Annotated in this window: 21 protein-coding genes and 5 pseudogenes; 23 read left to right on the forward strand and 3 right to left on the reverse strand. The window is 62.6% G+C overall.

Annotated features, from left to right (window positions below; genetic code table 11):
- Positions 1–10 precede the first annotated feature (10 nt).
- The 9 genes and pseudogenes from ACQ651_RS20470 (at position 11) to ACQ651_RS20510 (ending at position 4,509) form a co-directional block, all read left to right on the forward strand.
- Positions 11–364 (forward strand): ATP-binding cassette domain-containing protein, encoded by a 354-nt coding sequence (locus tag ACQ651_RS20470; protein WP_430450401.1) that lies wholly within the window; start codon positions 11–13, stop codon positions 362–364.
- 198 nt (positions 365–562) lie between these two features.
- Positions 563–1,099, forward strand: a complete 537-nt coding sequence (locus ACQ651_RS20475; protein WP_430450402.1) for a GNAT family N-acetyltransferase — start codon at positions 563–565, stop codon at positions 1,097–1,099.
- Positions 1,096–1,260 (forward strand): annotated as a pseudogene (locus ACQ651_RS20480) (WxcM-like domain-containing protein); the annotation flags it as partial. The gene ACQ651_RS20475 and the pseudogene ACQ651_RS20480, both read left to right, overlap by 4 nt.
- Positions 1,261–1,375: 115 nt before the next feature.
- Positions 1,376–1,516, forward strand: a complete 141-nt coding sequence (locus ACQ651_RS20485; RefSeq protein ID WP_430450534.1) for a WxcM-like domain-containing protein — start codon at positions 1,376–1,378, stop codon at positions 1,514–1,516.
- The gene (locus ACQ651_RS20490) at positions 1,513–2,325 is read left to right on the forward strand and encodes a sulfotransferase family protein (protein WP_430450403.1); all 813 of its coding nucleotides are present in this window, start codon (positions 1,513–1,515) and stop codon (positions 2,323–2,325) included. The genes ACQ651_RS20485 and ACQ651_RS20490 overlap by 4 nt, the downstream gene beginning before the upstream one ends.
- A 219-nt stretch (positions 2,326–2,544) precedes the next feature.
- Positions 2,545–2,793 (forward strand): annotated as a pseudogene (locus ACQ651_RS20495) (DegT/DnrJ/EryC1/StrS family aminotransferase); the annotation flags it as partial.
- 55 nt (positions 2,794–2,848) lie between these two features.
- Positions 2,849–2,977 (forward strand): DegT/DnrJ/EryC1/StrS family aminotransferase, encoded by a 129-nt coding sequence (locus tag ACQ651_RS20500; RefSeq protein ID WP_430450404.1) that lies wholly within the window; start codon positions 2,849–2,851, stop codon positions 2,975–2,977.
- Between the two features lie 4 nt (positions 2,978–2,981).
- Complete coding sequence (locus ACQ651_RS20505) at positions 2,982–3,539, forward strand: DegT/DnrJ/EryC1/StrS family aminotransferase (protein ID WP_430450405.1); 558 nt, start codon at positions 2,982–2,984, stop codon at positions 3,537–3,539.
- A gap of 460 nt (positions 3,540–3,999) precedes the next feature.
- Entirely contained in the window at positions 4,000–4,509 is a 510-nt protein-coding gene (locus ACQ651_RS20510; protein WP_430450406.1) for a hypothetical protein, read from the forward strand.
- 43 nt (positions 4,510–4,552) lie between these two features.
- On the opposite strand, the gene ACQ651_RS20515 is transcribed toward ACQ651_RS20510, so the two are convergent.
- Both ACQ651_RS20515 and ACQ651_RS20520 read right to left on the reverse strand, forming a co-directional pair.
- Complete coding sequence (locus ACQ651_RS20515) at positions 4,553–5,884, reverse strand: mannose-1-phosphate guanylyltransferase/mannose-6-phosphate isomerase (RefSeq protein WP_430450407.1); 1,332 nt, start codon at positions 5,882–5,884, stop codon at positions 4,553–4,555.
- 43 nt (positions 5,885–5,927) lie between these two features.
- Positions 5,928–5,990 (reverse strand): annotated as a pseudogene (locus ACQ651_RS20520) (sugar phosphate nucleotidyltransferase); the annotation flags it as partial.
- A gap of 238 nt (positions 5,991–6,228) precedes the next feature.
- Here ACQ651_RS20520 and ACQ651_RS20525 point away from each other — a divergent pair.
- From ACQ651_RS20525 to ACQ651_RS20585, 13 genes and pseudogenes are all read left to right on the forward strand, one after another.
- Entirely contained in the window at positions 6,229–7,434 is a 1,206-nt protein-coding gene (locus tag ACQ651_RS20525) for a glycosyltransferase family 4 protein (protein WP_430450535.1), read from the forward strand.
- 180 nt (positions 7,435–7,614) lie between these two features.
- Positions 7,615–8,307 carry a methyltransferase domain-containing protein gene (locus ACQ651_RS20530; protein ID WP_430450536.1) on the forward strand — a complete coding sequence of 231 codons (693 nt, stop codon included), beginning with the start codon at positions 7,615–7,617 and terminating at the stop codon, positions 8,305–8,307.
- 101 nt (positions 8,308–8,408) lie between these two features.
- Complete coding sequence (locus tag ACQ651_RS20535) at positions 8,409–8,810, forward strand: sulfotransferase (protein ID WP_430450408.1); 402 nt, start codon at positions 8,409–8,411, stop codon at positions 8,808–8,810.
- Between the two features lie 603 nt (positions 8,811–9,413).
- A pseudogene (locus ACQ651_RS20540) lies at positions 9,414–10,340 on the forward strand (glycosyltransferase family 4 protein).
- Position 10,341: 1 nt separating this feature from the next.
- The gene (locus ACQ651_RS20545) at positions 10,342–11,673 is read left to right on the forward strand and encodes a hypothetical protein (protein ID WP_430450409.1); all 1,332 of its coding nucleotides are present in this window, start codon (positions 10,342–10,344) and stop codon (positions 11,671–11,673) included.
- Positions 11,674–11,804: 131 nt separating this feature from the next.
- Positions 11,805–12,755 (forward strand): sulfotransferase, encoded by a 951-nt coding sequence (locus tag ACQ651_RS20550; RefSeq protein WP_430450410.1) that lies wholly within the window; start codon positions 11,805–11,807, stop codon positions 12,753–12,755.
- Between the two features lie 8 nt (positions 12,756–12,763).
- Positions 12,764–13,333 carry a glycosyltransferase family 2 protein gene (locus ACQ651_RS20555; RefSeq protein ID WP_430450411.1) on the forward strand — a complete coding sequence of 190 codons (570 nt, stop codon included), beginning with the start codon at positions 12,764–12,766 and terminating at the stop codon, positions 13,331–13,333.
- Entirely contained in the window at positions 13,305–13,574 is a 270-nt protein-coding gene (locus tag ACQ651_RS20560) for a hypothetical protein (protein ID WP_430450412.1), read from the forward strand. The genes ACQ651_RS20555 and ACQ651_RS20560 overlap by 29 nt, the downstream gene beginning before the upstream one ends.
- An 11-nt stretch (positions 13,575–13,585) precedes the next feature.
- Positions 13,586–13,729 (forward strand): annotated as a pseudogene (locus ACQ651_RS20565) (glycosyltransferase family 2 protein); the annotation flags it as partial.
- A 37-nt stretch (positions 13,730–13,766) separates the two neighbouring features.
- Entirely contained in the window at positions 13,767–14,543 is a 777-nt protein-coding gene (locus ACQ651_RS20570; RefSeq protein ID WP_430450413.1) for a glycosyltransferase family A protein, read from the forward strand.
- A 3-nt stretch (positions 14,544–14,546) separates the two neighbouring features.
- The gene (locus ACQ651_RS20575) at positions 14,547–14,942 is read left to right on the forward strand and encodes a hypothetical protein (RefSeq protein ID WP_430450414.1); all 396 of its coding nucleotides are present in this window, start codon (positions 14,547–14,549) and stop codon (positions 14,940–14,942) included.
- On the forward strand, positions 14,942–15,679 hold the full coding sequence (locus ACQ651_RS20580) for a glycosyltransferase family 4 protein (protein ID WP_430450415.1): 738 nt from the start codon (positions 14,942–14,944) through the stop codon (positions 15,677–15,679). Before ACQ651_RS20575 ends, ACQ651_RS20580 begins: the two co-directional genes overlap by 1 nt.
- Positions 15,676–16,794, forward strand: a complete 1,119-nt coding sequence (locus ACQ651_RS20585) for a glycosyltransferase family 4 protein (protein ID WP_430450416.1) — start codon at positions 15,676–15,678, stop codon at positions 16,792–16,794. Before ACQ651_RS20580 ends, ACQ651_RS20585 begins: the two co-directional genes overlap by 4 nt.
- Before the next feature lie 24 nt (positions 16,795–16,818).
- Here ACQ651_RS20585 and ACQ651_RS20590 read toward each other — a convergent pair whose 3' ends face one another.
- The gene (locus tag ACQ651_RS20590) at positions 16,819–18,810 is read right to left on the reverse strand and encodes a hypothetical protein (RefSeq protein ID WP_430450417.1); all 1,992 of its coding nucleotides are present in this window, start codon (positions 18,808–18,810) and stop codon (positions 16,819–16,821) included.
- A gap of 909 nt (positions 18,811–19,719) precedes the next feature.
- Between ACQ651_RS20590 and ACQ651_RS20595 the strand changes: the two genes are divergently transcribed.
- A complete protein-coding gene (locus ACQ651_RS20595; protein ID WP_430450418.1) occupies positions 19,720–20,646 on the forward strand; it encodes a sulfotransferase in 927 nt (308 codons plus the stop codon).
- Positions 20,647–20,757 lie beyond the last annotated feature (111 nt).

Below are 20,757 nucleotides of genomic sequence, written 5' to 3' on the forward strand. Positions count from 1 at the left end.
TGGCGTGGCGGTGACTGCCGACACCCTGCGCGCCTGGCAGCAAAGCGTGGGTTATGTGCCGCAGGACATCTTTCTGACCGATGCCAGCGTGTCCGAGAACATCGCCCTGGGCGTGCCCCCGTCCGAGATCGACCAGCCCCGCGTGTACGAGGCCGCGCGCATCGCGCAGTTGGATGCCTTCATCCGGGCCGATCTGCCGCAGGGCTATGACACCCATGTCGGCGAGCGGGGCGTGCGCCTGTCGGGCGGTCAGCGGCAGCGCATCGGCATCGCGCGCGCCGTATCATGCCGCGATCCTGCTGCTCGACGAGGCGACCAGCGCGCTCGATGCCGAAAGCGAAACGCTGGTGCAGCAGGCGCTTGACGCCTGATGCAGGGCACGCACCACTGCTGCTGATCGAGCACCGACATGGGCGTCGTGCATGGACCTTGCCGACCGGATCGTGGTGCTGGACTGCGGGCGCGGTCGTCTGCCGAAGGGACGCCCGGCATGACAGGCAGACGCGACGCGTTGCTAGGATCGCAAGGCTGGGAGAGGCGGCGTGACGGGAGGAGGGAGAGAGTGCGCTGCGCTCGGCCGTGCCTGCGCCTGCGCCCGGTGCGGCCCGGCGATGCGGCCTATATCCACGGGCTGCGCGTGAACCCGGCCTACAACCACCACCTGTCGCCCGTCACCGGCACGGTCGCCGATCAACGCGCCTGGATCGAGAGGTATCAGGCACGCGAGGCGGCAGGGCGGGAGATCTATTACCTCATCGAGCGCCGCGACACCGGCCAGCCCTGCGGCACCGTGCGGCTGTATGATATCGAGGCGGATCGCTTCACCTGGGGCAGCTGGATACTGGATCAGACCAAACCGCCCAAGGCGGCGCTGGAAAGCGCGGTGTTGATTTATGATGTGGGGTTCGCAGGACTGGGCCGCGATCTGGCGGTTTTCGATGTCCGCCGTGACAATGACCGGACGCTTGCCTTTCATCATCGCTTTGGTGCGCAGGAAACCGGCTCCGATGACGTGAACATCTACTTCACCTACCCCCGCGCCCGGTTTCAGGCGGACCGGGACGGATACATGACCATTTTAACGGAGGCCAGCGCATGACGGCACCACGCGGGCTTGTTCGGCAGATCGACCTGCCGCAGATCCACGACCCACGGGGCGATCTGACCTTTGTCGAGGGCGGCAATCACATCCCCTTTGACATCGCGCGGGTCTATTATCTCTATAACGTTCCGGTCGATCCTGAACGCGGCGGCCATGCCCATCGAGAGCTTGAGCAGGTGGTCTTTGCCCTGTCGGGCAGTTTCCGCATGAAGGTGGATCGACGGCCACGAACAGCGCGACTACTGGCTGCGCGACCCGCGCAAGGGGCTGTACATCAGCCGCATGATCTGGCGCGAGATGGACGCCTTCAGCCAGGGCGCGGTCTGCATGGTGCTGGCCTCGCATCGGTATGACGAGGCGGATTATATAAGGGATCACGGGGCGTTTCTGGAAATGACGGGGCATGGAAAATGAGTGACCCATTTCAGGCAAAGCTAGTTTTTGTTGGTGGTTCCCCACGCTCGGGAACAACTTTGGTGCAGCGCCTTCTCGGTGCACATTCACAAGTTTATGCCGGGCCGGAATTCGATTATATGCCTGCTTTGGCTGCTTTGCGTGACAAGATGGTGACCTCGGTCGAGAATGGCTGTATTTCCGCGATTGCGGATAAGAATATCGTGGACGATCTGTTTCGGGTATTCGTGCAGACTATTTTTTCTGCAAAGGCCTTTTCTGCTGGGAAGTCTGTATTTAGCGAAAAGACACCCTCCAACTTGCTGCATTTCAGAACTCTTCTCGATCTGTTTCCGGATGCGCGCTTCATGATGGTCGTGCGCCATCCGTATGACATCGTAGCCTCGATGAAAGAGGTGGCCCGTAAGCATAGGCAAATGGGTAAGCGGCCTCCTGCCTTCTGCTCGGACGTGCAGATGAGCGCCAGGGAAGTCGACCGTTATTGGCATGCAGGCTTTGAGGCGGCTTTGGCTTGTCCGGGCCGCGTACACATCGTGAACTATGAGGATGTTGTCGAAGCACCTGGCAAGGCGGCCTTGGATATGTGCCGTTTCCTCGAACTGCCCGAAGAGCCGGACATGATCAGGATTGATCAGGCCGATTTCGAGGCGACACAAACCGGGGTTTCAGGCTGGTACACGCAAGAACAGTTGCAAACGCCTATCCGGCAGCAGGGCGCTGATGGTGTTGGCCAGCGGTTGTCACCTGCAGAACGAGCGGTTGTTGCCAATACGATCACCGTCAGCCATCCCGCAATCAAGCTGATATGATCTGGACGCTGATCGCGGAAAAGCTGGAAAATCTCTTGTCGTGCGTTTGAAGGCAGGGAGAAAATTGCGCCAGCTGGGGCGTGGGGCGCGTCGCGTTTTCGCCGGTTGAGGAACATATAGAATGAAAATACCCTTCCTAGATCTCCGCGCCGCCTATCTGGAACTGAAGCCGCAGATCGATGCGGCCGTTGCCCGTGAATACTGGACAGCGGCTGGTATATCCTTGGCCCCGAGGTCGAGGCGTTCGAGGCGGAGTGGGCCGCCCATTGCGGGGCGAAACATGGCGTCGGGCTGGCCAACGGGCTGGATGCGCTGACGCTGGCCTTGCGGGCGCTGGATATCGGGCCGGGGGATCAGGTGATCGTGCCGTCGAATACCTATATCGCCACATGGCTGGCGGTGTCGGGCGTGGGGGCCATCCCTGTTCCGGTGGAGCCTGACCCGGCCACCCACAACATCGACCCGGCCCGGATCGAGGCCGCGATCACCCCGCACACCCGCGCCATCCTGCCGGTGCATCTCTATGGTCCAGCCCGCCGACATGGACCCGATCCTGGAGATTGCCCGCCGTCACGGGCTGCGCGTGATCGAGGATGCCGCGCAGGCCCATGGCGCGCGCTACAAGGGGCGGCGGATCGGGGCGGCATGGTGATATCGTGTGCTGGAGCTTTTATCCCGGCAAGAACCTTGGTGCGCTTGGCGATGCCGGGGCGGTCACGACCGACGATGCGGCGCTGGCCGAGCGGGTGGCGCTGCTGCGCAACTACGGCTCACGCCAGAAATACGTGAACGAGGAACCGGGGGTGAACTCGCGCCTCGATCCGGTGCAGGCGGCGGTCCTGCGGGTCAAGCTGGAGGCGCTGGACGACTGGACCGCGCGCCGCCGCGCCGTGGCCGGGGTCTATGCGCAGGGGCTGGCGGATACCGGGCTGATCCTGCCCCATGTGCCCGACTGGGCCGAGCCCGCCTGGCATCTTTATGTGGTGCGCAGCCCCGACCGTGACGGCCTGCAAGCGCGGCTGGGACAGGCCGGGGTGGGCACGCTGATCCACTATCCCATCCCGCCGCACATGCAGGCCGCCTATGCCGGAATGGGGATCGCGCCCGAGGCCCTGCCCCTTGCACGCCAGTTGGCCGACGAGGTGCTGAGCCTGCCGATTGGGCCGCATCTGCAAGAGGCCGAAGCGGTGGTGGGGGCTGTTGTGGATGGCTGAGTCTGCACCAGACCCTGTCAAGGTCAGCGTGGCCATGCTGACCTATAATCAGGAAAGCTATGTCGAGGATGCGTTGCGGTCGATTTTGGCGCAGGATTGGGTATAGGGCTTAGCAGATCGTTCATTTCTGATGATGCTTCGGTTGACCGAACTGCCAGATTTAATCGAACAAATTCTTGCCGAGTACACTGGTCCGCATGACGTTGATTGTTCATGAGGAACGATAGAAACGCGGGCTTGATCGGAACGTTAACCAGACCCTTGCCCAATGCCACGGTGACTACATTATCTTGGCTGCGGGAGATGATATTTCCTGTATGGATCGAGTAAGAAAGACCGTTGCCGCGTTTCAGGAAACAGGTGCGTTTCTGGTACGAATTGTGTTGAGTATATTGATGAGACGGGCCAGGTCTTGCCGCGACAAGACTATTTGTCGCCACTGTTTCATGGAAATTATACGTTGGAGGACGCTGCGCGATCAAACACTTTATACATTGGAGCGACCGGGGCAATACACCGTAACCTAATAGATAAATTTTCTGAAATCGAGCTCAAGCATTCTTATGAAGATCTTGTTCTTGGTTTCCGGGCTGCTTTGCTAGGAAAAACTCACCACGTCAGAGAAAATCTTGTTGCGTACAGATACCAAGTCGGGATGAGTTCAGTTCGCTTTTCCAAGATAACAACAGCAGAGAAAGTTAAATCCAAGTTGCGGACTTTGACGACATATCTTGACGTGATGAAGCAAAGACAAACGGATTTAGCTCACATAAAACCTGATCAGGCGGCGCTAAGAGAAGTGTTACGAGTTGAACTGGCGCACCTAAGTGCAAAGCATGCGAACCTGTCTTTGGTCCAGCATGCGGTTTCTAGCCCAGTAGGCTTTGTTCTAAGAAATATTGGTAGGCCAAGTGCTCTTTTTCAGCACTTGGTTGGTTGTGGAACCATTCGGTTCTTTCAGTTCGAGTGAGGCGGAACTCGAAGATTTCCTAAGATAAGCAAGCTAAACCCCCTCACCCCCGCTGATACGCATCCTCATACCGGACAATGTCGTCCTCGCCCACATATCCGCCGGTCTGGACCTCGATCAGCACCATGGGCAGCTTGCCGGGGTTTTCCAGCCGGTGCACGGCCCCCAGCGGGATATAGACGCTCTGGTTTTCCGACAGCAGTTGCACGGTGTCGTCCACCGTGACCTTGGCCGTGCCCTGCACCACGATCCAGTGTTCCGAGCGGTGGAAATGGCTTTGCAGGCTCAGCGAGGCGCCGGGGTGGACCAGGATGCGCTTGACCTGGAACCGCGCGCCCACCGCCAGGCTTTCGAACCAGCCCCAGGGGCGGTGATCCTTGGGAAACTGCGTGGCCTGCGGGGCACCCTGTTCCTTTAACGCCGCAACCGCGCGTTTGACATCCTGTGCGCGGCTCATGTCGGCCACCAGCACCGCGTCGCCCATCGCCACGGCCATGATGTTGGACAGCCCGATGCCGACGATCTGCTGGCCCGTATCCTCGGCGCGCAGCAGCGTGTCGGTGCAGTCGATCAGCGGTGGCGTTCTGGCCAGCCACCACGCCGCGCCGCGTCGGGGCCGCTTTCGCGCCAGACCGCATCCCAGCCACCCAGATCCGACCATGCCGCCGGCAAAGGGGACGACCGACAGGTTGGCCGCCCGCTCCATCACCGCGTAATCGACCGAGATATCCTGCGCGCCCGCCCAGGCCTTTGGGTCGAGCCGCAGAAAGCCCAGATCGGGCTTGGCCCGCTCCAGCGCGTCGGTGACCGGGGCCACCAGATCGGGGGCATGGGTGTGAAAGGCCGCGATGATGTCGGCGGCGCGAAACAGGAAAATGCCCGCGTTCCACAGGTAGGTGCCCGCGGCCAGCATGTCGGCCGCTGTCCTGGCATCGGGTTTCTCGACAAAGCGGTGCAGCTTGACGGGGGCGTCCTGCGGGGCCTCGGCCAGTTCCAGATAGCCATAGGCGGTTTCCGCATGGGCAGGGGTGATGCCGAATGTCACCAGATCGCCAGCCGCCACCGGCCCCAACCCCTGTGCCACGGCGGCATGAAAGGCGGCCACGTCGGGCACCACGTGATCGGATGGCGCGACCAGCAGGATGGCATCGGGGTCCTCCGCCTGCGCATGCAGGGCTGCGGCCAGGATCGCGGGCGCGGTGTTGCGGCCCTCGGGCTCGATCAGAATGGCGACGGGGTCGATGCCCACCTCGTGTAACTGTTCGGTCACGATAAAGCGGAAATCGGCATTGGTCAGGATCAGCGGCGGGTTGAACCGCACCGCATCGCTGCCCCCCGACAGTCGCCTGGCCGAGGCCTGGAACAGCGCTCTCATCCCCCATCAGCGGCACGAACTGCTTGGGATAGCTCTTGCGCGACAGGGGCCACAGCCGCGTGCCAGAGCCGCCGCACAGGATGACAGGGGTGATGGGCGTGGGCATGGGCAATGTCCTGAATGAATACGCTTTGGGGTTTTGTGCAACGGGCAGGGGGGTGGGGGCAAGCAATGAGCACAGAGTCGGATAAATCCCGGGGCATTGGGCAGATAGGGGCTGGAAAACTTGACCCTCTTGAAGCGGGTGGCTAACGGTGAGGCGTTTGAGAGGGTGCCGCGACCTGGTGCCGGTTTTTCAGGACGCGATGCAAGGAATTTCAGCCCCGTGACAGACCGCCCCGCTCATTCGCGTCGCCTTCGGCTCGGTCCCCAAGGATGGTGGCACGTTCACGTTCTATCGCAATCTCCGGCTGGCCCTGCGTGCGCACGGTGTGGATCTGCGGTGTGTCAGTGTCGGGCGTGACGAGGCGCGGCTGTGGGAAGACGGCTATGCCGATGCGGGCTGCACCCTGCTGGCACCGCGTGCCATCGGGCTCAAGGCGCAGGCACGGGCCTTTGCCGACTGGTGCGAGGCAGAAGAGATCGACATCGTGATGGGGATCAATTCGGGCGGCATCCTGTCGTCTTTCCCCCATCTGCCCGCGCGTATCCGCGTGATGGCGCGCTGCGCCAATGCGTTTGACCAGGGCTATCGCGTGACCATGGCGGGGCGTGACCGGTTGGCGCGGATCGTGGCCCTGAGCCCGCGGTTGCGCGATGATCTGGTGCGCGACTATGGCGCCGATCCTGGGATCCTGCGGCTGATCCCCAATGGCATCGACCCTGCGCGCTTTGATGCCGCCGCCGCGCAGCCACGCGGTCAGGGTGCGCGGCTGGAACTGGGGTTCCTGGGGCGGCTTGAACACGGGCAAAAGGGTGTGCTGCACCTGCCCGCCATCGTGGATGCGTTGCTGGCGCGCGGTGTGGATTTCCGCCTGCGCATCGCGGGCAAGGGGCGGCATGGTGATCAACTGCGCCGCGCGCTGGCCGGGGCCGAGGCGGCGGGGCAGGTGGAATTCGTCGGCGCGCTGGGGCCCGATGACATCCCCGATTTCCTGGCGCAGACGGATGTGTTTGTCTTTACCTCGCGGTTCGAGGGGATGCCCAATGCGCTGCTAGAGGCAATGATGGCCGGCGCCGTGCCGGTCTGTTTCAACATCGCAGGCATCACCGATTTCATGATTCAAGAGGGCCGCACCGGGCATCTGGTGGCGCAAGAGGATGCGGCAGGGTTTGCCGATGCGGTGGCAGGGCTGGCCGCCGATCGCACCCGGCTGGCAACCCTGCACAAGGCGGTTGCGCTTGACGCGCGCGCGCGGTTTTCCAATGCCATCGCCGCCGCCAGCTATGCCGCGCTGTTCACCGAGATCATGGCCGAGGCCCCGCCGCACTGGGTGCCCAAGCCTTGGGCCGACTTCGTGCCGGATGCAAACTTTCCCCAGACCTGGCGACGGTTCGTGCCACCGGGGGTTAAGGAATGGGTTAAGGGGAGGCGCTTTGCCTACCAGTGATAAGAAATGTCAATAAAGTACAGAGCGACCATGTTTCCAGCATCAATCTCACGTAAAGTATACGATTGGCCGATATGGCAGCCAATAACCAAAAAGTAAAAACACCATGAATGAGAAATTTCACGTCAATTACCGTTTCCTGATAGACCAGGCAAATCAAGATTTTCCCCAACGCGGTAGATTGCTGGATTTTGGTACTGGCAAGGGCGATATAGTCGCCCTTGCACTGGAACAGGGTGGGACGCCTCAGGGGTGGAGTATTTCGCGGCAGGTAGCGGTACCAATATCCGAGATGTTCTGCAACAACGCGGCCTTCTGGGAAGCCGCGTCTTCGGCTATGATGGGCGCATCCTGCCCTTTGCCGATGGTAGCTTTGACGTGGTAACATCGAATCAGGTGTTCGAGCATGTCCCCGATCTGGATACCGCCCTGCGCGAGATTGCCCGTGTTCTGAAGCCCGGCGGGCGGCTGTATTTCACCTTCCCCCATCAGGACATGTGGCGTGAGGCCCACTCCAACGTGTTCTTTGTTCATTGGATGCGTCCCGGTTCGTGGCTCCGGCGGACGTGGTTGTATCTCAACCGTTTGGTCGGCCGAGTGCGATTGAAACGCAATCGCCCTGGGCGCATCTGGGTGGATTTCTTCGACCGATGGCTGGTCGAGAACACGTTCTATTTATGTTTAAGTGAAATTGAACAGTTATTTTCAAAAAATGGATCTGATGTAAAATTCAATGAAGATCGCTATCTTTTCTATCGCTTGGTTGGAGGTTTGGATAAAAAATCTAAGTCCCGCACTCGATTGATGCGCGGATTGGCTGGCTGGTTTTCAAGACGCTATGGAGGTTTGGCAGGTGTGGCCAGAAAGCAGTGAAATTCGCTCGGCTTTCGATCGTGGACCGAGGTATAACTGGAGAGGCATGGAGTGATGGCAAACCAGACAAGATCGTGGCCTAACCTCTATTTCATCGGGGGATGCGGTGCGGTTCGACGTCGCTTTACCTGCTTCTACAGCAGCATCCCGAAATATTCATGTCTCCGATAAAGGAGCCGATGTTCTGGGCTGCAGAGAATCTACGCCGTCATGGCAGGGATGCGGGCACCGTGTTGTCCGGGAAATATATCACGCAAGAGGCCTATCTTGGCCTTTTCGCAGATGCGCAGCAGGAAAGCTGGCGAGGCGAGGCCTCGCATTATCTCTATCACGGGGATGTCGCGGGCCTGTTGCACGAAGAAGTGCCGGATGCTCGCCTCATCGTGTCGTTACGCAACCCGAGCGACCGTATCTTTTCGGAGTATTTGTTGCGGGTGAGAAGTTGGGGCCTCGAAGGTTCTTTTGAAGACTTTCTGGACCAGAAACGGAGCGGAGTGGTCTGATAACCGGGGTATTTATGAGGCCCCGGGTAACACCCGTCTGCCCAAGGGACTGCAAGCCGAAAAACTATCGACCTGGCTGGACACTTTCGGAAGAGACCGGATGCATATTGTTTTCTTTGAGGACTTGGAAAAGACGCCGGTTGCGATGTGCGCAAGGCATCTACCGGTGGCTGGGTGTTGATGACACTTTCAGTCCTCAAGTAGTACATACGCAAAAGGGTGGGGTCCCTACGAAAAAAGGGATCATGCGGATGCTCAACTTTCCGAAACGTCGGATCAAGCGTTTCGTGCCACGCCTCCTGCGTGAAAAGATACGGGCAAGAGTTTATGACAGAATCCTCGAACGGCCCGTTCTAGACCCACAGATACGCGCCATGCTGGATGACTATTACGCCGAAGACGTTGCTCAACTGGCCCGGCTGACTGGGCGCGACCTATCGCATTGGTCCGGGTCGCGGGCCTGATCCGATGCGCATCTTCCAGATCATCAACCATGCGGGGCTTGACCGTGGCGGGGCCGAGCGGCTGGCGCGGGGGCTGCATCAGGATCTGCGTGCGGCGGGATATGACGCACGGCTGATCACTCCTGACAGCATCCGGCGAATGGTTCTGGAAGCCAGTGTGCGGGCAAGCGATCCGCGCGCGGTTCTGGTTGGCCGCGATGCCTATCTGGACGCGGGCCGGCGACGTGGTTCACGCGCATCTGTTTCCCAGCACGCTTTATGTATCGGCCCTGCGGCAGGCGGGGCTGTTGCGCGCGCCCTGCGCCATGACCGAGCACAATACCTGGAACCGGCGCCGCGACAAGGTGTTGGGACGCGGTCTGGACCGTCTGATCTATGCGGGTTCGGCCAAGTCGCCGCGATCAGCACGCAGACAGAAAAGGCGCTGCTGCAAGCTCAGCCGCGGCTTGTCGGTCGGACATACGTAGTGACCAACGGTACGGATTTGCGGTTCGAGGCTGTTCCCGAAAGATCCCCAGATCCGGTATGCCCCACCATACTGTCCGTTGGGCGGTTGGTGAGGCAAAAGAACTACCGCGCAGGCTTGCAGGCGCTGGCGCGTCTGCAAGAGCGGGACTGGACATATCGGATTGCAGGGGCAGGACCGGATGAGGCTGCATTGCGCGCGCTGGCCGGATCGCTGGGGATCGGCGACAGGGTGCAGTTTCTTGGCCATGTCGCCGATATCGGCCCGGTGCTGAAAACGGCGGACATGTTTCTGATGCCGTCTCTGTGGAGGGTTTCGGGCTGGCGGCGGTCGAGGCGATGAATCGCCGGCCTGCCGGTCGTGGCCAGCGACGTGCCCGGCCTGCGCGAGGTGGTGGTGCCCACCGGCGCGCCGCTGGTCCCGCCCGAGGATATCCCCGCGCTGGCCCGTACCATCGCCGGGCTGCTTGACGATCCGGCCCTGCGTGCGACATTGGGGGAGCGCGGACACGAGGTGGCGCAAGGCTATGGCCGCGACCGCATGGCGCGCGATTACCTGACGATGTGGCAGGACATGGCCGGGCAGGGCAAGAGAGGCTGAGATGCAGCGCACCAAGGGAATAGGACTGGTCGCGCTGCTGGCGTTCCTGATCTTTGCCATGCCGCGGGCAAATATCCGCGTCGGGCCGGTCCCGGTCTATGCCATCGACATGGTGGCGGCGCTGATCCTTGTCCATGCCTCATATATGGGCAATGCCGCCCGCAGGGTCCGCTATCCGTTCCGCATGATCGTGGTGGTGATGGTGTTCCTGTGCGTGATCAGCGAACTGGCGGCGATCCTGTATGGCGGGCGGCCGATCGATGCGATCTATCTGACGACGCGGTTTTTCCTGGCCCATGCGATCCTGCTGGCGGTGCCCTTGATGGTGCGCAGCCCGGCGGATATCGAACTGGTGCTCAAGGCGGTTGCCGTCGCGTTGCTGATCAACGCCGGGCTGATGATCCTGACCTCGCTGCCGATGACGCGGCGGATCGCCATGACGACGGTATTTTCCATCCCGATGCTGGACCCGGCCAGCGACCAGGTGTTGAGCAGCTACCTGTATGAGGTCGATGGCGATGCCGGGGCGCGGGGGCGTACGCTGGTGGGGGTGTCGATCATCGGAGCGACCTATGCCTCGATCGCCTGGCCGCTGGTGGCCTATCTGCGATCGGGCGATTTTCACCTGTCCCCGCTCTGGCGGGGGATCAGCTATGCCGCGGTGCTGCTGGCGCCGATGGGGGTCGTGCTGTCCTATTCACGCGGGGCCCTGGCGGGGGCGGTTCTGGTGGTGCTGGCGGTGCTGGTGCTGCCCGGCGGACGCCTGCGCCGCAACATCATCCAGCCGATCCTGTATTCGGTGGCGGTTGTGGCGGTGGTCGGAGTTGGGTCGACGATTTTTTTCTTTGACCGATACGTGAACAGGTTTGCCGCCGTGATCGAGAACCCCGTTGCGGATGTGCGTGAAACCGACCGGCTGTATTCCTATATCGAGCCGTTTGCCCATGTGTTGGAGAACCCGCAATTCCTGCTGTTCGGTGAGGGGTTGGCACTGGATCGTCTGGGCATCGGCGAACAGGAGGTGGCGGCCAACCATTCGCTGCTGGGGGCGGGATACTACGCCCATGGCATGATCTGGACCTTCCTGTTCCTGTTTCTGATCCTTGCCGCCGTGCGGTTCCTGAACCGGCAGCGCAAGGTCTGGCGGGGTCATCCCGGTCAGCACTGGCCGCAGGCGCTGCTGCTGGCCTATATGCCGATCTTTACGCTGGCCGCTTTCGCACCCGGCCTGGCCAACCATCCGCGCACCGTGATGATGTATTTTTTGATGTTGTCGCTGATTGTGTCGTTGCGTGCCGCGCCTTTCGCGCAGGCAGCCAAACCGTACCCATAACCTTACTATGCCTAATCGTCCCTCTCATCCTCGAATGCCCGCTGCATCATGACCGCAGAACCGGGTGCAAGGGTTGCCCTTGCAGGTCAAACCGGGTCTAACCGCGCTTATCGAGAAAGCTATTTGCAGACATGACCCAGCCATCCCCCACCGTCGTCATCCTGCTCTCCGGCAAGCGCTCGGGGTCGACCATATTCCAGACCGAGGTCCTGCGGCATCCGGATGTGCAGGGGTTGGGCTACAGCTCGCACACCTATCTGGAAAGTCACCACTGGCTGAAGGCCGCGGTGATGCTGGAGCGGCCCGCGCGGTTGTTTGCAGGGGCCAGCCCCTATGCCAATTACGGCCCGCCGCGCAATGCGCGCACCTACATGATTGACACGATTCAGGGCAACCTGCCGGATTTCGCGCCCCCGGCAGGCGATCGCCGCCTGATCCATGACGGCTGGGAGGCGCTGTGTGCCGCCCATGCCGCGCCGGTGTTCTTTGAAAAATCGCCGCAGGTTCTGGCGCATTGGGCCGCCCTGTCGCTGCTGCTGGACTGGCGTGCGCGCACATCTTTCCGGGTAAAGCTGATCGGGCTGGTGCGCAACCCGCTGGCGGTGATGCATTCGTCGGAGCGGCTGTTCGGCTCGGCCCCCGACACCCGCCAGATCGGCTGGGTCGAGATCTATCGCAACTTGCTGGCGCTGCGTGCGATGCTGGAACCGGACGACCTGATGATCCTGCGGCATGAGGATATCATTGCCGATCCGGGCGCGCGTTTTGCCGATGTCTGCCGTTTCGTCGGTCTGCCCCCCGATCCGGCCATGGGGGCCGAGGTCAGCGATCGAACCCAGAACCGCTGGCTGGATGATCCCGATTACGGCTTGCAACTGGACGACAGCGCGCGGCAGGTTGCGATGGCGCTGGGGTATACCGAGGACGAGTTGGAGAACCCCAAGCCGCAGGCCACGCAGGCCTATCGCCCCAGCCGACCGGGGGTGATCCAGTTTCTGCGCACCCGCCGCAACCGCCTGCGCGACCGGGTGATCCGCCCGATGCGGATGCGCGCGCGGCAGAACAGGGCTGGCCGGGCATGACGTGCCCCATGATCAGCGCCGTGGTCATCACCCGCAACGAGCAGCGCAACCTGCCCGGCTTTCTGGCCAATGTGGGCCGGATCGCGGATGAGGTGGTGATCGTCGATGACGGATCACAGGATGACACGGTGCGGATCGCGCAAGCGGCCGGCGCGCATGTGCATCTGATCGCGCGCCGGATGGATGAGGGTGGCTTTGCCGTGCAGCGCAATGCCGGGATCGCGGTGGCCACGGGCGACTGGGTGCTGAACATGGATTGCGACGAGCGGCTGTCGCCCGGGTTGGCGGCCGAGATCCGGACGACCCTGCCGGGCAGTCGGCTCAATGCCTATCGTTACCGGCGGCTGAATTACTTCATGCATCGGCCCATGCGTCATGGCGGCTGGAACACCTGGAACCGACCGCAGATCGCCCGGCGCGGGGCGCATCGGTTCGAGGGGCGCCTGCACGAGGCCTGCGTGATCGACGGCGGAGATGCCATGACCGGGCAGATGGCCGGGCCGATGCATCATCTGAACGATTTCGACCTGATCCAGCGCTTTGACAAGAGTGCGCGAGTACACCGCGATCGAGGCTGACCGCATCGCCGCCCTTGGCCGCGTGCGCGCGCGCGACCTGTGGTGGCGCCCGGCGCGCGAATTTCTGAAGAAATACATTGCCCAACAGGGGCTGCGCGATGGTGTGCCAGGCCTGATCGCGGCCATGCATTCGGCCACCGCCATCTTTCGCGCGCAGGCTCTTGCCTGGGACCGCCAGAACGCCATTCCACGTGCGGAGCTGGAAGAACGCTGTGATGCGGAGGAGGGGGAGGAGCGATGACAGACCTCCTGATGGTCACGGTGGTCATCCCGACATGGCAGCGCGCGCACCTGATCCGTGACGCGCTGGACAGTGTTGCGGCGCAAACATGGCGACCGCTCGAGATCGTGGTGGCTGATGATGGTTCGACCGATGGGACAGGGGATGTGGTGGCGAAGTGGGCCGCAGCGCATCCGGTGGTTCCGCTGCGCCATGTCTCGGCAGGAAAACGCGGGCGGCAACGCGGCGCGCAATCGCGGTATCACCGAGGCGCGGGGCGATTACGTGGCATTTCTGGACAGCGACGACACATGGTCGCCGGACAAGACCGCGCGGCAGATGGCGCTGCTGACAGGCGGTGGTAGGATCGGTGCGGTCTACTGCGGGTTGGAGGAAACCGACGCCAGGACCGGGGCAGTGCTGCAGGTGCCACCGATACAAATGCCGACGCCCGACATGCTGGGCCGATTGCTGGTGCGGGATGAAACCGCGCCGACCTCGGCCTGGATCATCGCGCGGGACGTGTTGCGCCAGGTGGGAGGATTCGACGAAGACCTGCGCGCGCGTCAGGATTGGGATCTGTGGATACGGGTGGCCGCTGTGACCCGGTTGGGTGCGGTCGATGCGCCGCTGATGCAGTTGCGTCACCACGACGGGCCGCGCACGGCCAGTGATCCCACGCGCGAGCTGCGCTCCTATGCGGCGATCCGGGCCAAGAACCACGCGCTGCTGGCAGCCCAACCACTGACCTTGCGGTTGGCGGCGCGCGCCGCCTATCACCGTCGTGCCGGCCGGGTGCATCTGCACTACATGGGGCACCGTGGCCGGGCATTGGGGCATTATATCGTCGCCGTTACCTGCTGGCCGGTTGCGCCCGACAACTGGTATGCGCTTGCAGGCTGGTTCCTGCCCGGTGGCCTGCGGGCGCGGTTGCGCAAAGGCTGGAACCGACTGCTGGGCCGGACACGGTTCGGCATCAGGAGTCATTAACACATGACCGCCATCGCCTATTTTGCCAACCAGTTCGCCGATGCGCAGGGGCATGGGCTGGCGCGCTATGCGCGGGACTTGCAGGTTGCTCTGGCGGGGCAGGACGGGCTGTCGGTGACCCCGGTGGCGGGGTGGTCGTCATTGCCGCCGGATCGGTTGGCCAATCTGAAACGTGACACCGGGCTGCGGCTGTTGCCCACGGGGCGGCGGGGCACGGCCTGGGGCTGGACCTTTCTTCGGGCGCCGCGCGTGGAATGGATGCTGCCCGCGCCGGTGGATGTGGTTCATGGGGTTGCCATGGGATACCCGGTGGCCACGGGCAAACCGCTGGTCGTCACCGTGCACGATCTGGGTCCGCTGACCCATCCGCAGTATTTCAGCAACAACCGCCCTGGCTGATGCGGGCGGCGCTGCAACAGGCGGTGGATCATGCGGCCGCCATCGTCTGCATCAGCCATGCCACCGCCGCCGAGGTGCGCGCGCTGCATGGCGACGCGGTGGGCGACCGGCTGCGGGTGGTGCATTCGGGTGTCGCGCCGCAGTTCTTCGATGATCCCGGCGCGCAGGCGTTGCAGGGCATGACCCTGCCACCGGCCGACACGCCCTTTATCCTGACCGCGGGCAAGATCAGCCCGCGCAAGAACGTGCAGGGCGTGATGGCCGCGCTGAAGATCGCGCTGCGCGAGATCCCCCATCACCTGGTCGTCACTGGTGGCGATGGCTGGGACATGGCGCAGATCACCGCCCTGCTGGACGATGACGATCTGCGCGCGCGTGTGCACCTGGTGGGCTATGTCTCGGATGCGGCGCTGCGCGCGCTGTATCGCCGGGCCGCGATGTATCTGCATCCCTCGTTCTACGAAGGTTTCGGGCTGACCCTGCTTGAGGCGATGGCGGGCGGTGCGCCGGTCATCACTTCGGATCGGTCGTCACTGCCCGAGGTGGCGGGGGATGCCGCGCTGCTGGTCGATCCGGGCGACACGGATGCCATTGCCAGGGCCATCGTGACACTGGCGCAGAATACAGCCCTGGCCGATCGGTTGCGCGTGGCGGGTCGGGCGCGTGCCGAAGGGTTCACATGGGCGCGCACGGCGGCGCAGATGGCCGCGATCTACCGCGAGGTCGCGCGGGCATGAGCGGCAAGCACATCGTCATCACGGTCAACGCGGCCTGGAACCTGTGGAACTACCGCACCGGCATCATCCGGATGCTGCTGGCCGAGGGCCACCGCGTGACCCTGCTGGCGCCGCGGGACGAGACTGTGCCGAAGCTGACCGCCCTGGGGTGCGATTTCATGCCCATCGAGATGTCCCGCCGGGGCCGCGCGCCCCATACCGAGGCTTTGGTCCTGGCCGGGCTTGCCCGGAGCCTGCGCCGCCTGCGGCCCGATGCGGTGCTGAGCTTCACCATCAAGAACAACATCTATGCCGGGATCGCCTGCCGCTTTCTGGGCATTCCATTTTTGCCGAATGTCAGCGGGCGCGGGGCGGTGTTTTCACAATCGCCACTGCTGGTGCGAATGGTGGTGATGGCCTACCGGCTGGCCTTTGGCCGGGCGGCGACGGTGTTTTATCAGAACCCCGAGGACCGCGCGTTTTTCCTGGCGCGTGGCATTGGCCGGGCTGAACAGGCCGCGCTGCTGCCCGGCTCGGGCGTCGATCTGACGGCCTTTGCCGCAGTCCCGCTGCCGGGGGCGGATGACGCGCCGGTTTTCCTGATGGTGGCACGGCTGTTGAAGGACAAGGGTGTGGCGGAATACGCCCGGGCGGCGGCCCGTGTGCAGGCGCAGTTCCCGCGCGCGCGGTTTCGCATCCTGGGGGCGCATGAAGATGGTCCTGACTATATCTCCGCCGCCGACCTGCGGGCCTGGCAGGGGTCAGGATGGCTGGAGCACCCCGGAACCGTCCCCGACATCCGCCCCGAGATTGCGGCGGCGGATGCGGTGGTTCTGCCCAGCTATTACCTTGAAGGGACCCCGCGCGCCCTGATCGAGGCCGCGGCGATGGGCCGTCCCATCGTCACCACCGACACGCCCGGCTGCCGCGATACGGTGATTGACGGGCAAAGCGGGTATCTGGTGGCGCCCCGCGATGCCGAAGACCTGGGCGACAAGCTGTTGCGACTGTGCGAGATGACGGCCCAGGATCGGGATGCCATGGGCCGCGCCAGCCGACGGTTGGCCGAACAGAGGTTCGACGAGGCCATCGTGCTGCGCCTTTACCGGACCGCGCTGGCAGATCGGGGGATCTGATCGCACGACCCGGAAGGACGGGCATCACGCGGGGCTGAAGCTGACCTCGTACCAGTCCGTTCCCCGTTTCTCCACGATCAGCGTGGCCTCGGGGTCCGACAGCGCCCGATCCTCGGGGAGGATCAGATTGCCGATACCGCGCTTTCGCCACCACCGCACGACTCGGCATGCAGCGCGCGCAGCACCAGCCGGTCGCCGGGGTGGCCGCCAACCAGCATCTCCAGGTCGCCGGTGGTGGTCTGAGCCTGGGTGTCGATCCGATGGTTGGCATGGCTGAGGGCCAGGGTGGTGCCGTTCAGAACGGCCACCGGCCCGCTGCCGGTGTTCAGCCGTCCGAGATCGTGGTTTTCCGGCATGGTCTGGAACAGGCCCGCCCCCGGTTTCAAGCGCGCCGCTGAACACGTTGCGGTTCACGCCAGCGCCCGCAAGGATCGTGCCAACCCCGCTCAGGCGCAGCCCCGACCGCTTGCCCAGGTGCAGCCCGTCGATCGTGGCCCCCCAGGCGACGACAAGCTCGGCCAGGTTTTCGCATTGCCCGTCGATCCAGATGTCATGGGAATTGGCCTGCACCATGACCAACGCACCGCGCGTCTGTGTGCCCTCGTGGTGGCATTCCAGGTCAAAGCGGACATTCCTGGCCCCGGCCAACCCGAAGACATCGCTGTCACCGACCATGTGGGCAGTTTTGTCCAGCGCCCGGACCGTGCCGGTGATCTGGATATTCGTCCCCCCGATCTGAACATAGGATGTGCCGTTGAGCTGCATGGTGGGGCTGCCGCGCGCGTCCCAGCGGATCCCCTGCATCTGGATGTTGCGGGGCAATATCCCGGCTGCGGAATTGTCGTCGACCTTGAGCATCTGAATCCCGATCCGGGAATGGCCATTCGGGGTTCTGAACCAGTTGCCCGCATAGGTATCCGTGGCCGCGTCATCGATGCGCGCATATACCGACTGGTTCACGCCAAAGCTGATGCCGTCCACGGTTCCGGCCACGGATACGGTGTAGAAGCTGTTTGCGACGGCACCGGATGGGAAACTGCCTGTCGAGGCGTCCCAGTCGCCGGCAGGTGTGCCTTCCCAACTACGGAAGATCTCGTTCTGCGATGTGATGCGATGGGTGGATTTCGAATAATGCGCAACCGTGTTCTTGCCCAGTCTGGGCCAGTAGATGTTGCCATCGCAAACGATGTCGCGCACCGCCCAATCTTCGTCATAGGGCAGGCCGACGCCAGATTCGCTCCAACTCGTGGTGTAGACAATCCCACAGCCCACAAAGACGTTGTTGCGGATCACCACGCCGCAATAGTCGCGGGTGAAATAGCCAAGATCCGAAGCATTCCTGAAACTCGTCTTGATGTCGATCCCGGCGAACCCGACCTCGAAGTAATTGCCTTCGAACAGCCAACCGTAAAAGCCCCCGGTGCCATCCGGCCCGTCGCGGGTGTCGTTGATGAAGCGGTTGTCCCTGACGGTGCAGAACCGCGGCCCGCGCCGGGCCAGAGGGGCGGTCTTGATGTAATCGTCAAAGATCTGTGAATCGACGCCGTTGATCTTGAGTCCGACGAACCCCATCCGCCCGGCGTTGCCCTCGTACAGACCGAAATCCGAGGCCCCGTTGACGAAAAGCAGGTATTTCTGCGGTCCCGCATGGTTGCGGGTAAAGCGCCAGCTTGGTGATGCCTGGATGTCGATCCCGATCCCGCCCTCGAAATCGAACCGGCACTTGTCGATCGACAGGCCGCGCGCCCGGTTGCCGCAGAAAAAGAACGCCCCCTTGTTGCTGCCGCTCACCAGCGTACGGGCATCGACCGGACGATCATGGGCCAGACGCAACCCGCCCACGGTGAAGCCCGATGGTGCCAGGAACACGCGTTTGAGGTTTACCGGCAGGCCATTGCCCTCGGCGGCGGCCGGGACGGCATCCATCATCATCAGCGACCGGGTCGCCTCTTCTCCGTGGTTCAGGCGTTTGTAATCGTCCGAGTACCAGCTCGACCATGGTGTCGGGAATGACATATTCTCCGCCGCGGAGGCGGTAAGAGCCGTCAAAGCGCAGGATGCGGATATCGGCTGGGGCATCGGCAAGAAGCCGCGTCAGCGCCTGCGTGATGTCGGCCCCGTCCTGCCAGCCCAGTTGTTTCGTGCTGACCTCGCCGCGCCGGTCGGGCAGGGCATACAGCTTGACGCCCCCGGCGGTAGCCAGGTGATGATCCACCGCGTCGGTCGGAGCCACCAGATAGGCCAGCGCCGCATCCGCGGTCCTGACCTGCTGGCCTGCGACCACCTCTTCACGGCCTTTCATGCTTTGATAGCTCAACAGCTGATCCGACTGCAGGTCAAAGGCGGTCTGGATATCCTGCAGGGTGTCGGTGACGGACGACCCCACCGGCACGCCATCGTCATCCAGCAACGTCGTGCCGAAACGGTCCTCGATCCGGATGCGGTATTTTCCGGTTGGCAGAAAACACCGCCCGAACCAACCGCCGTCGTCGGCCTTTTGCTGCGAGGGCTGCGAATAGGTCAGGTGACTGTCTGAATAGGCCGTGCTGGGCCGCTCCGAAGCCATTGAAAAGATATAGCGCACCGCTCCGGGTACAGGAGTGCCCTGCGAATCAAGCGCCCTGAGCGCGGGTTTGTAGGTCAGCAATGCCATGGTATCCTCCGAAGGTCGGTGCGTGTGTCGTGTGGCCCTGACTGGCAGGACGGACCCCGGAAAATTGCTTAAAGGGTATTAACATCCCGACGATCTACCGCGCGTTGCGCCCCTCCTTGGCCATGCATCCTTTGCAGCATTGATGCTGAACGGGCTTTTCTCTGGAACTTGAGGGATCGCCTGTAAACATCGCCCCTTTGGCCAGGCGAGACAAAAATGGGTCCCATGCTTGGGTGCGCGAGGCGTATCCGGTAGCCAACCGAGGGTGAATCGTGGAATACCCAGCAGGAAATCAAGTGATTGAGGCCAAAAGATTGACCCTCGCGGCGTTGCCCTTGCGAATAAGAAATTCACTTTCCTCACGTCTGGAAACCCGTCGGTGGAAATCCCATGAGGCACGCAAGGAAAAACACCTGAGAGAGTTTCGGGAAACACCTGCCGGTCCGATTTTTATCTTTGGATGTCAGCGGTCGGGCACTACCCATGTAGAGCGTTTGTTTCGCGCCGATCCGCGCAGCAGGGTTTTCGGAGAATTCAGCGCGCTTTCTGTCACGCCCGATCACACCGTCTGGCAAGGCAGGGCTGCGATGCAGCATATTTTGGCAGAGCAACCGGGGGCCTATTGGGTGATACGCTCGCTTCTGGCCTCGCATTCCATTGTCGACATCCTGAATGACTGGCCGGAGAGCACTGCGATCTGGATATTCCGGGATGCCAACAGTGTCGTCGACTCGATGATCCGCAAATGGCAGGGCGATTTTCGCATAGTATCCGAGCGCGTGGAAACCGATCTTTCCGGGCAATGGGCGTTGCGCGGACAGTGGGACGAGATCGAGGCCGAAGCGAAAGCGCTTGCACCAGAAGCCGAAGGCGAGGCGCATTGGCGCAATCTGTATGCGCTGTTCTGGCTTGCGCGAAATCAACTGGTCGTTGACCTGGATTTGCCGGGACACCCTCGTGTCCTGTTGTCGGACTACGCCGATTTCACACGCGCGCCCGATCGGTGGCTGTCTGTTCTGCTTGGGCGTGCTGGCCTGTCTGCGTCCGCCGCATCCTATCCTTTGGAAACACGCCCTGCCGCACGCGATACCAGCCACAAGCCGCGGTTCTCACCCGAGATCCAGGCTAGATGTGATGCTCTTTACACCGTGCTTTGTGACGCGGCCCGTTCAGATCGTGATCTTGTGGGGGGCACATGACCCTTCTTGTGGCCACCCAGAATCCGAATGCAACGGCCGAGACATATGTACGCCAGCATATGCGCCAGATCGCACCGGGACGGACTGTGGGCCTTGGTCTTGCTGTGCAGG

This window comes from Rhodophyticola sp. (assembly GCF_965284195.1).
Taxonomy (GTDB): Bacteria; Pseudomonadota; Alphaproteobacteria; order Rhodobacterales; family Rhodobacteraceae; genus Rhodophyticola.